Consider the following 12,240-nt stretch of genomic DNA (forward strand, 5'->3'; position numbering starts at 1 on the left):
ATGCGCAACGACGAAGCGGATGCACCGCTGTATGAAATCGACGATCTGCGCATTGCCTTTCGCGCGCACGACGGCACGCTGAATGAAGCGGTGCGGGGTTTGTCGTTGACGTTGAAGAAGGGCGAGCGACTCGGCATCGTCGGCGAATCCGGTTCTGGAAAGTCGCTCACGGGCCGCGCGCTGCTCGGCTTGTTGCCGCCCGCCGCGCATTGCACGGCCAAGCGGCTACGCTTCGACGGACACGACATGCTGACCATGCCGACGGACAAACGCCGCCGCTTCTGCGGCTCGCAGATGGGCATGGTGCTGCAGGACCCGAAGTATTCGCTCAACCCGGTCATGACCGTCGAGCAGCAGATGCGCGAAGCGTTCGCGCTGCACGAGCCGAAGCTTGGCCGTCGTGCAATGCGGGCAAAAGTCATTGCGGCGCTCGAGTCCGTGCATATCCGCAATCCTGAACGCGTCGCCCGCTCTTATCCGCATGAACTATCGGGCGGCATGGGGCAACGCGTGATGATCGCGATGATGGTTTCAACAGGCCCGCGTCTGCTGATCGCCGACGAGCCGACGAGCGCACTCGATGTGCTCGTCTCGATGCAAGTGCTGGCCGTGCTCGATGAGCTGATCGAAAAGCATCAGACCGGCCTCATCTTCATCAGTCACGACCTGCCGCTCGTGATGTCGTTCTGCGACCGCGTGGTCGTGATGTACGCCGGCCGCGTCATCGAAACGTGCGCCGCGCGCGATCTGATCCACGCGCAGCATCCTTATACCCGCGGGCTGCTTGCGGCCAATCCGCCGCTTGTCGACCCACCGGCCGAATTGCCCGTGCTCTCGCGCGACGCCGCGTGGCTCAGCGAGATCGGCGACGTCAGCGACATCGGCCAGCAGCAAGGAGCGTCGCTATGATCCGCGTCGATGCACTGACCGTGCGCTTCAAGACGGTTGCCGGACTCTTCGATGCGGTACGCGGTGCGAGCTTTCATGTCGAGGCCGGTGAAGTCTTCGGTCTCGTCGGTGAATCAGGCTCCGGCAAGTCGACTATTCTTCGCGCGCTGAGCGGACTCGCGCCGGCTGCCGAAGGGTCCGTGCATATCGCCGGCGCGGATCGCGACATGCGCGGGCGTCATGTGCAGATGGTCTTTCAGGACCCGTATGGCTCGCTGCATCCGCGCTTCACCGTCGATCAGACGCTGCGCGAACCGCTCAACATAAACGGAATCGGCGGCGAGGAAGCGCGCATTGTGAATGCGCTGCGTGAAGTCGGCCTCGATCCGTCGTATCGCTTCCGCTATCCGCATCAATTGTCGGGCGGACAGCGACAGCGCGTTGCGATCGCGCGCGCGTTGATTGTCGAGCCGCGCGTGTTGCTTCTCGATGAACCGACTTCCGCGCTCGACGTCTCCGTGCAAGCCGAAATCCTCAACCTCCTCAAGCGCCTGCATCGCGAGCGGAATCTCACGATGATTCTCGTCAGCCACAACCTGGCGGTAGTCGGCTTTCTGTGCTCGCGCGTGGCGATCATGCGCAATGGAGAGATCGTTGAAGAGCTTCCGATCGAGAAGATTCGCGCGCAGCAGGTCGAGAGCGAGTACTCGCGCACGCTGTTGCTCGCGACCGGCGGTTATCAGCGCAAGGCTGTCGAAGCATTGGGCGTGGACGCGTCTTTATGAAAGATCGCGTCGAAGCAGCCGCCGACTCGCGCTCGCGCGCAGCAGGAGTATTTGTCCCGATTGCTTCGTGTTGCCCTGCTGTGCCGTAATGCGGACAGGGACCGTCGAGAAAGTTAAAGACGGAGCGTTATCAGTCTTCCTGGCGGCCGTTCGCGGACGCCATAGCAGTGACCTCATGCTTGCCGACAAAAAGGAGAAGACATGCGTTTTGCTAAGACTTTCACCCCTATCGCAGTTGCAGTTGCGGCACTGCTCGCCGTCGCACCGCTCGCCTCTCGCGCGGAGACGGTCGTCAAAATCGGCTTTGCGGCACCGCTCACGGGGCCCAACGCCAGTTACGGCAAAGACCTGCAGAACGGCGTCAAAATGGCGCTCGACGACGCCAAAGCGCAAGGCGTCAAGATCAACGGCCAGCCTGTCTCGTTCGAACTCGTCTCCGAAGACGATCAGGCCGACCCGCGTGTCGGCGTGCAGGTCGCGCAAAAGCTCGTGGATGGAGGCGTGTCGGTTGTCGTCGGGCACTTCAATTCCGGCACGACCATTCCTGCTTCCGATCTCTACGAGAAAGCGGGCTTGCCCGTCATCGATCCGGCGGCGACTAATCCAGTCATCAGCAGCCGCGGCTACAAGAACGTCTTCATGGTGATTTCGAGCGACGCGCAAAACGCCGGCACCGCGGGCGCCTATGCAGTGACGACGACGAAGGCCAAGCGCATCGCGGTGATCGACGACCGCACGGCCTTCGGTCAAGGCGAAGCCGATGAGTTCGTGAAGGCAGTGAAGGCGCACGGCGGCGACATCATCGATCGCGAATACACGACGAATCAGGCGACGGACTTCAAGACGCAGCTCACGAACCTAAAGAGCAAGAACCCCGATCTGATTTTCGTGGGCGCGCTCAATCCGCAAGCGGCCGGCATCATGAAGCAGATGAACCAGCTCGGCCTCAAGGCGCAGTACGTGGGCGGCGGCGGCGTGAAGGACGTCGACTTTATCAAGCTCGCGGGCAACGTGTCGGAAGGCGCAATGGCATGGGAGTACGGGCGCCCGCTCGACAGCACGCCCGTCGGCGCAAAGTTCGCCGAGCGCTTCAAGCAGAAGTTCGGCCAGGACGTGCTCTCGTATGCGCCGTTCGGCTACGACGCCGCGTGGACCGCGATCAAGGCGATGCAGGCAGCCAATTCGACCAAGCCCGACGACTACCGCGCGAAGCTGCAGAACATCAACTTCGAAGGCATCACAGGGCAGATCGAGTTCAACGCGAACGGCTCGCTTAAGACCGGTTCTTCCACGCTTTATCAGGTGAAGAACGGACAGTGGGTGACGGTGAAGACGGTTAGTGGGCTTTGAGGGTTGGGGGCGTTGTTGAGTGAGAGTCAGCTCAACGACGCCTCGAACACGCGCCGATAGTTGCCGCCTAGTAGCTGTTCGGTTTCTGTTTGGGAGAAGCCGGTGGCGAGCAATGCTGCGCCCAACGCCGGTAGTTGTTCATAGCGCGTGAAAACCGGCGGCGCAATGAAGCCGAGCATGTCGGTGCCGAGGCCGACGTGTTCGACGCCCACCACATCCGCCATGCGCTTGAAGCCGTGCGCCATCGCATCGAGGTCGTGGAATGTGCCGGAACTCGGCCACACGCCGATCACGCCGCCCGTGTCCGCGACAGCGCGCGCATGGTCGGCTGTGATCAGGCGGCTGCGCGCGCCCGGATGTCCTGCGAGCGCCGTGTGCGAGAGCACCAACGGCTTCGTCGTGACTGAAGCTGCGCGCTTCACGAGATCGAACGTGCCGTGCGCAACGTCCACCACAATACCCAGCGCATTGCAGCGGCGCACGACATCCGCGCCGAAATCGCTCAAGCCGCCGTGAACAGGCGCCTCCGTTTGAATGTCGCCGAGTTCGTTCACACGGTAATGCGTCAATTGAAGGTGACGTAGATGATGGCGCGAGTACGCCTCGTCGATACGCTCCAGTTGCCCCTCCAGAAAGTCCGCGCCCTCGGCGGCGATGATCACGCGCGGTCTTTCTTTTTCCGTCGACGCCAGCATGCTTGCATTCGTCACGATGACGAGTTGCTCGCGATCGACCAGTTCTTTCGCGCGGGCGAATTCCGTTTGGCCGAGTCGATATAGCTCGCCTGGCTGCGGCTCGCGCCACGCCTCGAAACGCTTGCGATCGGCGGACACGTGCGTGACGACGGTATCGGTGACGATGGCGAGGCAGATCACATTCATCCCGCCCGCGCGCATCGGGGCGCTGACGGGCGTCAATGGCCGATGGTCGCCTATGGCCGGATCGCGTGAGACGATGACATGGCCCGCATGACTGTGCATGTCGATGGTCAATGCGCCCGGGGATGCTTGCCATTGCTGCTGTTCTGAGCGCGAATCGGTGTATCTGGCAAAGCGGCCAGGCGCGCAAGCCGCGAGCCCCAGCGCGGTGGTTGACGCGAGGAATGCACGCCGAGTCATGCGCGATAAGGGTGGCTGGGTGACGCTCGCCGCTTCATCGACGCGCTCGGCCATTTCGAGCCGATAACGCCAGCCCGCAGGATCGTCAACGAGTCGCATCAGACGGCCACGCATGGTGACTAGGCCCGCGTCGAGCGCGACCGGCTCGAGCGGAATGACTTCAATGCAAGTGAAAGGATCGCGTGGCACGCAGCCACCGCAACAAGGTTCTTGCGCGGCGAGGAGGAAATAGTCGACGGTGATTGCGGTCGGGTCTAGTGGAATCATCCAGCCTGTTATTTCCACCATGCAGCGGTTTTGATCTATTGCCGGGTCATCTCGGATCATGGCCCATATCGATGAGAATGGCATTGAGTCGTCGTCGGTTGGCGGCATTGTCATTAGTATCCGATTGATGGTCTGATGGCAGCATGCAGTTAAACGCGACGTATGCAAAGATTCCGTCGGCAGAGCCTCCGCTTTATTTTCGCGGTATATCCGCTATTCCATCAAAAACATTCGATGCACTTTACCGAGCCCTTTCATTCACGCAACAACCGCACGGCGCGGCTGGTGCTCTTTCTCTCCATCGCGAGCTCATGCTTTTCCGTAGCGCCGAATGTTCTCGCTCAAAACACGGTCACGCTATACGGCACGATCGACACCAGTATCGAAGTCACGAACCCCGGCTCATCGTGGACGCCGCGCCTCGACTCGGGCGCTTACCGCGGCTCGCGAATCGGCTTGCGCGGCTCGGAGCAACTGGACTCGGACACACGCCTTCTGTTCGAACTGGAAAACGGCTTCAGCTCGGCCGACGGCACGTTGGCCACCCCCGGCACGATCTTCAACCGCCAGGCGTGGATCGGCATCGGCGCGCCGTGGGGCGAAGTGCGTGTGGGCCGTCAGTACTCGCCGATCTACATTCCGTTCAAAGGACAACTCGACGCCTTCGGCGCGGGGACGATCGCCTCGGGGTTGAATAACCTGTCCAAAATCACGCCTTATACCGACAACGGCATCGCCTATCTGTCGCCGGACTTTCACGGCTTCACGACGACGGTCATGGTCGCACTGCGCGACAGCGGCGATGGCAACGGCAACGGCAACGGGCTATCCGGCGACTACGAAACGTTTGCCTATTGCAACGGACCGCTTCGCGTTTCCTACGCGCATCAGCAAACGCATGGCGGTACGACCTTGCGCGCGAACCTCGGTGGTGTCTCCTACCAGTTCGGCCAAGCGACCGCCTATGCGTCGTTCTTCAACGGCGACGGCGGTTCGCCGCGGTATCACGACGACGGCCTTTCGCTTTCGATGCGCTATGCGTTCTCGCCGCGCCTGCGCGCTTCGTTGGGCTATGCGTACGCACGCGATCGCTCGGGCGGCGACAACGACGCGGACCAGTTCAGCGTGGCGTGCGAATACGATCTTTCGCCGAAACTCACGCTCTACGCGAGCGGCGCAATGCTGCGCAACCACCACGACGCCACCTTCACCCTGCGCGGCGTCAACGTCACCGGCCTTCCCGCGGCCTATCCGGGTGCGCCGGTTCGCGGCGTGCAATTGGGAATGATCGAGCGGTTCTAGCCAGATATCGGCCGCGAGGCCGATTAAATGATCCAGCGAGGGCGACGGTATTTTCGCCAGTCGCGGTGGACGCGTTAATGTACGAGCGCCGTGAGGCGGACGCCGAAGTACCCGCGCCCGCCGCCACGCGCGAACGGGACTCCATCCACCAAAAACCCTCTTTCACGGATTGTTTATGCTTATCAAGAACGTTGCGGTCAGCCTGCCTTCCCGAATCGTCACCAATGACGAAGTCGCCGACATGATCCGGTTTCATTCCACCGGCTACGACGGGGACATCGACAGAGGCATACGCACCATCAAGACACTGCTCGACAGAAGCGGGCTCGTCAACCGGCGCTGGTGCGACAGCCATGAATCGCCCATCGATCACGTCGCCATGGCCACTCGCAAGGCTTTGTCGGAAACCTATTTGCGGCCCGAGCATATCGAGCTGTTTATTTATGTCGGCATCGGCAGAGGGTTTCTCGAGCCGGGCAATAGCCACATGATGGCGAGCACGCTCGGCTTCATCAATGCGGAATGCTTCGACGTGGTGGACGCCTGCATGAGCTGGACACGAGCGATGTCGATTATCGACAGTTTGTTCAAGTGCGGTCAGTACAGAAACGCTATGATCGTGAATGCCGAATTCAATATGCTCGCAGGCGGTCCACTCTACCCGGGGAATTTTGCGTTGAAGAACCAGGCGCAAATCGAATACACGCTGCCGTCGTTTACGATCGGCGAGGCCGCCACCGCCACGCTGCTGGTCGCCAACGAGCCGGAGAACTTCAATTTTGCCTTTCGGGGCAAGCCCCAGGTATCGGACCTGTGCACCATTCCGATTCCCGGCTATGAAGGCTTCTGCCATCCGTCGGAAAGAATTGGCAAGAACGGCGACATGCGTTTTACATCGTTCGGCCACGAGCTTCACAAGAATTCCGACGAACTGTCCGCGGTACTCGCTAAACTGCCGATTCCGAGGAAAGACATCGACATTGTCTTTACCCATGCTTCTTCGAAGGCCGCGTGGCACGGCTACGGAGAAAAGGCCGGAATAGAGGACAAGATGTATCACATCTATCCGGAAACGGGAAACCTCGTTTCGGCCTCTATTCCCGCCGCGATAGCGATGGCAAAAGACAGCGGAGAACTGAAGCGCGGCGACAGAGTGTTGTGCTGGGTTGGCAGTGCCGGCATGTCATTCAACGTCAGCAGCTTCAAGTTCTGAGGCCGGTTCAATAAAAGTTAAAGAGCGACATGAAAGCCATTTCAGGGGGCATCCGCTATCTCAACCGGGTCGTGTCCGATGCCGCAAAGGTCTCCGATTACAGCGTATTGGCTGTGGGGCTGATCGGCACCGTTGGACATCCGGTGTACTGGTTGTGGTGGACGTTCATCGATCCTCAACCGAACGAGAACCTGCTGATGCGGGTTGTCGGCACCGTGAGCTGCGCATTGCTGCTTCTGCGCCGTTTCTGGCCCGCGAGGACAGCGCGCCTCCTGCCGTGGTTTTACTTCGTAACGGTAGCGTACACGCTACCGTTTTTCTTCACTTACTACCTGCTGTCCGGTCATTACTCGATGCTCTGGTCGATGGCGGAACTGGGCATGGTGTTCTTTCTGATCGCCATCTTTCCGTCTTTCGTTGCGTTGTCACTGAATCTTGCGCTCGGCATAGGCGCTGCTATTCTGTGCGCGCGAATCGTTATTCCGGAAGCCGTCCACGTCGACGCGCATCTCTTTCTCTACACCTATCTGCCGGTTTTCACGTTTGGCATTTTCGCCGGCATCACCTTCTCATACAGCAATCTGAAGGGGATCGTCGCACAGGCGAGAACCGGCGCGCTTCGGGCGCTTGCCGGGTCGATCGCTCATGAAATGCGCAATCCTCTCAGCCAGCTCAAGCATGTTCTCGATAGAGTAGAAGAAGTCTTGCCCGCTGCGATAGATCATGACTCGCCGCCGGCCGCATCACAGCGCCGGATTGCACTGCTGTATCGGCACCTGGCGCACGGGCAGTTATCGATCGAGCGCGGGTTGCGCATCATCGCGATGACACTTGACGAAGTCAGCGCGAAAGCCATCCGCCCGGAACAGTTCACGTATCTGAGCGCAGCGGCCGCAACGCGCAAGGCGCTGGACGAATACGGCTTCGGCGACCAGAACGAACGCGCGAGAGTCAGACTCGCGGTGCTCGAAGATTTCACCTTCAAGGTCGACGAAACGGTTTATCTGTTTACACTTTTCAATCTGATCAAGAATGCGCTGCATCACATTGCGGCGCATCCTTTGGCCACGCTCACGCTGACGGTGGATCGGCAGACAGTAATCGTGCACGACACCGGTCCCGGCATTGCGCCCGAAATCCTGCCGCATCTTTTCGAGCCGTTTCGCACAGCGGGCAATTCCGCAGGCTCGGGCCTCGGACTCGCTTACTGTCAGCGCGCAATGCGCGCGTTCGGCGGCACGATACGCTGCCGCTCCGAGGTCGGTCAGTTCACGCAGTTCACACTCGAATTTCCGCGCGTTTCCGAAAGCGAGGTCGCCGAGCACGAGCAGCAAATCTTTAATCGCGCCGCCCCGTTTTTCGACGGCAAACGTATTCTCGTTGTCGATAACGATGCAGACCAGCGCACGCGCGTTCAACGGGCACTGTCGAAGGTGGGCGCAAAGCCTGGCGACGCAGCGGACGGCGAGGCCGCGCTCGCCGCGCTCAGCGAGTCCCAGCCGTGGGACCTGGTGCTGATGGACATCAACATGCCGACGCTGGACGGCTACACGGTGACCGAACGAATTCGCGCCGATCATCGCAACCCGAACTGCAATGTGATCGTCGTCGCTTATACGGCGGAGCCGGGCAACGTGGCGCGATCTCTCGCGCGCCGCGCAGGCATGGACGAATTCGTCAGCAAGTCGGCGAGCATGGTCGAGTTGATCGGTGTTTTGCACAAGCTGTTCGAGAACGGTCATCGGCATGGCCGTACGCAGCGCTTCGACGGATTCGTCGGCAAAACGATTCTTCTTGCGGACGACGACACGTACAGCAGACTGGTCGCGAAAGGCTATCTGGAGCGATTCGGCGCGACGGTCGTCGAAGCCGAGCATGGACCGGCCGTGCTGGCGCGCTTGCAGCAAGGCGTCGTTATCGACGCCATCGTGATGGATATGAACATGCCCGGCATGGGCGGCGTGGAGACCACCGCGCTGATCCGCGCGCGCTCCGATGCCTACGCGAGCGTGCCGATCATCGCGTTGACCAGTCAATCAGATCGCGAGGCAATAGAAAGCTGTCTCGCCGCGGGCATGAACGAAGTGATGACCAAGCCCGCGCAAATCGGCGCGCTATATGCAGCGCTGGCGCGGCAGTTTGCACGCCATCGAGTGAGTCATGTGACGGCGGACGCGGCGCCGTCGCCCGAGAACACGTTGCCTGCGGGCAAGCTCGCCGCGTTGCATGAAGGTCCGTTGCTCGACGAGAAACATCTTCAGGAACTGGTCGCGCTGGACTTGCTTGACCAGACATTCCTCAACGGCATCGAACAGATTCGCTCGACGGTGGCGCAACTCGCCGCGAGCGTTAGCGCGCGCGACTTCGACGCGACACGCGACGCCTTGCATGTGCTGCTCGGCGTCAGTGGCAATATCGGTGCAAAAGCGCTGCATCAGTTCGTGCGCCAGATTTATCCGCGCGTGCTGGAAGGCGAATGGCCTGCTGAGGCAGACTGGCTCGCGCGAATCTGCTCGTTGAGCGACCGCTCGGCGCCCGCGTTGCAGACATATTTTGCGTCGGCGAAGGCGCCTGAGAATCATCGCAAGACATTGAGCGACTAATGATCTTTGACAACGCCTTGCTAACCGGCAGCACTAAACATACTTGCCTTTCAACTCACGGAGCCAACGATGACTGAAACGATAGCCATTCGACGCATCCATGCCGACGAAGCAATGGCCTGTGTCGATTCGCTCGCCGATCTGCTGATCGACTGCGTGGAAGGCGGCGCGTCGGTCAGCTTCATGTTGCCTATCTCGCGCGAAACCGCGCTTCGCTTCTGGCAACAGGTCGCGAATGGCGTGGCCCGCGACGAGCGAATCCTGCTGGTTGCCGAACGCGCTGACGGCAAGATCGTCGGCACCGTGCAACTGATCACGGCGCAGCCCGAGAACCAGCCTCATCGCGCGGATGTCGCGAAGATGCTCGTGCACCGAGACGCGAGGCGTCGCGGCATTGCGGCTCGTCTGATGACCGCCGTCGACGACGAAGCGCGCCGCGCCGGCAAGTCCGTACTCGTGCTGGACACTGTGACCGGCGGAGATGCCGAGCGGCTCTATGAGCGCGCAGGCTGGCAACGTGTCGGAGAAGTGCCGAACTATGCGTTGATGCCCGACGGCAGCTTTTGCGGCACTACTTTCTTTCATAAGCAACTCATTGCATAAACGCCGTAAAGCCGTTCAATGAAGCGCGGCACTCACTCCTCGAACAGGTCCGGGCCGAACACCTCGTAATGAATCCGCGTCTCGGGAATATCCATCGCGCGCAATGCATCGTGCTGCAAGCGCATGAACGGAATAGGCCCGCAAATGTAGTAGTCCGCGTCGGGAAGCAGAATCAGATCACGCAACTCATCGAGATTGATAAAGCCCGCACGGTCATAGTCCTGACCCGCTATATCGGCGGGTAGCGGGTTCTCGTAATAGACCACCGCCTTGAAGTTCGCATACGTCGCGGCGGTTTGCCGAAGCCTGTCGCGCATCGCATGAACCGCACCGTTTCGCGCGCCATGCACGAATACCACTTGCCGCTGCGGGTCCTGAATCGCGCGCTTGAGCATGCTGACCATCGGCGTCAAACCGACGCCGCCGCTGATCAGCACGATTGGCGTTTTCGCGTGTACGTCGATATAAAACGTGCCGTACGGCGCGGCGAGTTTGACTTCGTCGCCCACGTTCACATGCTCGTGAAGCAGCGACGACACATAGCCCGGCGGCCGTGAAGCGTCGCCCTCCTCGCGTTTGACGGAGATGCGATAGCTGCGCCCATTCGGCATGTCGGACAGACTGTACTGGCGAATCTGTTGCAACTGCAACGAAGGGACATCTACGGCAATGCTGATGTACTGACCCGGCTCGAAGTTGACGACCGGCTGCCCGTCCAACGGTTCAAGCACAAACGATGTAATCACGCTGCTCTCAGGCCGTTTTTCCTTGACCACGAACTTGCGCCAGCCCGTCCAGCCGCCGAGCTGTTGCGTCGACTTCTCGCGCAACTCGCTTTCCATTCCCATCAACAGGTCCGCGAGATTGCCATAAGCCTGCGCCCACGCGGAGATGATCTCGTCGGTGGCGGCGTCGCCGAGTACGTCCTTGATCGCGCCGAGCAAATGTTCTCCGACAATCGGGTAATGCTCCGGCCGGACATCCAGGCTTGCATGTTTGTTGGCAATGTTTTTCAGCACCGCCGCGAGACTGCCGGGATTCTCGATGTTCTCGGCGTAAGCGTAGACGGCGCGCGCGAGAGCCTGCTGTTGCTGGCCCTGATCCTGGTGGGCCATGTTGAATACGTTCTTCAGTTCCGGGTGCGCGTTGAACAATCGTTTGTAAAAGCGCTTGATGATCGGCAGCCCATGCTGCGCCAGCACAGGGGCCGTAGCTTTTACAACGTCCTTCGTTTTCTGCGTAAGCATTTGCCTCTCCTTTCATGCGGTGCACGCGTCGCGAGCGCGCGAGAGTCCATGAATAAACGCATGTAGCAAACCGCGTGACAGCAACGCATCCGGCGAAAATTGGCGACGGCTAATCATCAGTTACACTGACCATTAGCCGTTTGATTGGGAACCCCACAAAAAAATGAATAGCTTCGATATAACCATTGAGACATATCTTTCAAACATTCACTTCGGCTTGCACACAACGCATGCAATACAGGCACTCGCCGATCTCTACACCTTCAAGGGTCTTCTGCTGATACCGGTGTTGTGGTGGATGTGGTTTCAATCCGGCGAGCGCAGTGCATGGCGGCGCGAAATGGTCATTGCAACGATACTCAGCGGTCTCGTCGCGCTTTTTGTAGGAAGAACGCTCACGCACTGGCTGCCGTTCAGAGTGCGCCCCGTCTATAGCTCCGAACTGAATCTGCACTTTGCGGCCGGCGTGTCCAAAGACGCGTTGCTGTCTTCGTGGAGTTCATTCCCCAGCGACCACGCGATGCTATGGATGGCCATCGCCACCGGCATCTTTCTGATCTGCAAGCGCATCGGCGTGCTGGCGCTGATCTACACCGCGCTCTTTATCTGCGTCCCGCGTGCCTATCTCGGCTTTCACTATCCGACGGATCTGCTGGTCGGCGCGGCAATCGGAATCGCGATCACGTGGGTCATGACACGCGAAGCCGTTCGCGCGCGTTACGCCGGCCCGCTATTGCGATTGAGCGAGCGCTACCCAGGCCCTTCCGCGATGCTGGCCTTCGTGCTCTGTCTCGAACTCGTCACCCAGTTCGACGAACTGCGCAAGCTCGCGAGCAGCGTGCTGAAACATGTATAACGCGTGCG

Annotated in this window: 10 protein-coding genes; 8 read left to right on the plus strand and 2 right to left on the minus strand. The window is 60.2% G+C overall.

What is annotated here, in order from left to right; all coding sequences use genetic code 11:
• The 3 genes from AB6809_RS02325 to AB6809_RS02335 all read left to right on the plus strand — a co-directional run bounded on the left by AB6809_RS02325 (position 1) and on the right by AB6809_RS02335 (position 3,023).
• Positions 1–909 carry an ABC transporter ATP-binding protein gene (locus AB6809_RS02325; RefSeq protein ID WP_035569659.1) on the plus strand — a complete coding sequence of 303 codons (909 nt, stop codon included), beginning with the start codon at positions 1–3 and terminating at the stop codon, positions 907–909.
• The gene (locus tag AB6809_RS02330; protein WP_029966883.1) at positions 906–1,673 is read left to right on the plus strand and encodes an ABC transporter ATP-binding protein; all 768 of its coding nucleotides are present in this window, start codon (positions 906–908) and stop codon (positions 1,671–1,673) included. Before AB6809_RS02325 ends, AB6809_RS02330 begins: the two co-directional genes overlap by 4 nt.
• Before the next feature lie 201 nt (positions 1,674–1,874).
• A complete protein-coding gene (locus AB6809_RS02335; RefSeq protein ID WP_307260141.1) occupies positions 1,875–3,023 on the plus strand; it encodes a branched-chain amino acid ABC transporter substrate-binding protein in 1,149 nt (382 codons plus the stop codon).
• 26 nt (positions 3,024–3,049) lie between these two features.
• On the opposite strand, the gene AB6809_RS02340 is transcribed toward AB6809_RS02335, so the two are convergent.
• On the minus strand, positions 3,050–4,330 hold the full coding sequence (locus AB6809_RS02340; RefSeq protein WP_307260144.1) for a dipeptidase: 1,281 nt from the start codon (positions 4,328–4,330) through the stop codon (positions 3,050–3,052).
• 312 nt (positions 4,331–4,642) lie between these two features.
• Here AB6809_RS02340 and AB6809_RS02345 point away from each other — a divergent pair, with 312 nt between their 5' ends.
• From AB6809_RS02345 to AB6809_RS02360, 4 genes are all read left to right on the plus strand, one after another.
• Positions 4,643–5,710: a porin gene (locus tag AB6809_RS02345; RefSeq protein WP_307260146.1), complete on the plus strand. Its 1,068-nt coding sequence runs from the start codon at positions 4,643–4,645 to the stop codon at positions 5,708–5,710.
• A gap of 175 nt (positions 5,711–5,885) precedes the next feature.
• On the plus strand, positions 5,886–6,923 hold the full coding sequence (locus tag AB6809_RS02350) for a 3-oxoacyl-[acyl-carrier-protein] synthase III C-terminal domain-containing protein (RefSeq protein WP_029966890.1): 1,038 nt from the start codon (positions 5,886–5,888) through the stop codon (positions 6,921–6,923).
• Between the two features lie 29 nt (positions 6,924–6,952).
• Positions 6,953–9,526: a response regulator gene (locus AB6809_RS02355; protein WP_371025972.1), complete on the plus strand. Its 2,574-nt coding sequence runs from the start codon at positions 6,953–6,955 to the stop codon at positions 9,524–9,526.
• 69 nt (positions 9,527–9,595) lie between these two features.
• The gene (locus tag AB6809_RS02360) at positions 9,596–10,129 is read left to right on the plus strand and encodes a GNAT family N-acetyltransferase (protein WP_029966894.1); all 534 of its coding nucleotides are present in this window, start codon (positions 9,596–9,598) and stop codon (positions 10,127–10,129) included.
• Positions 10,130–10,161: 32 nt separating this feature from the next.
• On the opposite strand, the gene hmpA is transcribed toward AB6809_RS02360, so the two are convergent.
• The gene (gene hmpA, locus AB6809_RS02365) at positions 10,162–11,376 is read right to left on the minus strand and encodes an NO-inducible flavohemoprotein (protein WP_307260149.1); all 1,215 of its coding nucleotides are present in this window, start codon (positions 11,374–11,376) and stop codon (positions 10,162–10,164) included.
• A 163-nt stretch (positions 11,377–11,539) separates the two neighbouring features.
• Between hmpA and AB6809_RS02370 the strand changes: the two genes are divergently transcribed.
• Positions 11,540–12,232, plus strand: coding sequence for a phosphatase PAP2 family protein (locus AB6809_RS02370; RefSeq protein ID WP_006049679.1), 693 nt, complete (start codon positions 11,540–11,542; stop codon positions 12,230–12,232).
• The last annotated feature ends 8 nt before the right edge of the window (positions 12,233–12,240 follow it).

Origin of the sequence: Paraburkholderia sp. RCC_158 (genome assembly GCF_041355255.1) — a bacterium.
Lineage (GTDB): Bacteria > Pseudomonadota > Gammaproteobacteria > Burkholderiales > Burkholderiaceae > Paraburkholderia > Paraburkholderia graminis.

Excerpts from the sequence above, each read along its gene's own strand:
- AB6809_RS02325 (WP_035569659.1), top strand. The coding sequence starts at position 1 with ATGCGCAACGACGAAGCGGATGCACCGCTGTATGAAATCGACGATCTG.
- AB6809_RS02330 (WP_029966883.1), top strand. The coding sequence starts at position 906 with ATGATCCGCGTCGATGCACTGACCGTGCGCTTCAAGACGGTTGCCGGA.
- AB6809_RS02335 (WP_307260141.1), top strand. The coding sequence starts at position 1,875 with ATGCGTTTTGCTAAGACTTTCACCCCTATCGCAGTTGCAGTTGCGGCA.
- AB6809_RS02345 (WP_307260146.1), top strand. The coding sequence starts at position 4,643 with ATGCACTTTACCGAGCCCTTTCATTCACGCAACAACCGCACGGCGCGG.
- AB6809_RS02350 (WP_029966890.1), top strand. The coding sequence starts at position 5,886 with ATGCTTATCAAGAACGTTGCGGTCAGCCTGCCTTCCCGAATCGTCACC.
- AB6809_RS02355 (WP_371025972.1), top strand. The coding sequence starts at position 6,953 with ATGAAAGCCATTTCAGGGGGCATCCGCTATCTCAACCGGGTCGTGTCC.
- AB6809_RS02360 (WP_029966894.1), top strand. The coding sequence starts at position 9,596 with ATGACTGAAACGATAGCCATTCGACGCATCCATGCCGACGAAGCAATG.
- hmpA (WP_307260149.1), bottom strand. The coding sequence starts at position 11,376 with ATGCTTACGCAGAAAACGAAGGACGTTGTAAAAGCTACGGCCCCTGTG.
- AB6809_RS02370 (WP_006049679.1), top strand. The coding sequence starts at position 11,540 with ATGAATAGCTTCGATATAACCATTGAGACATATCTTTCAAACATTCAC.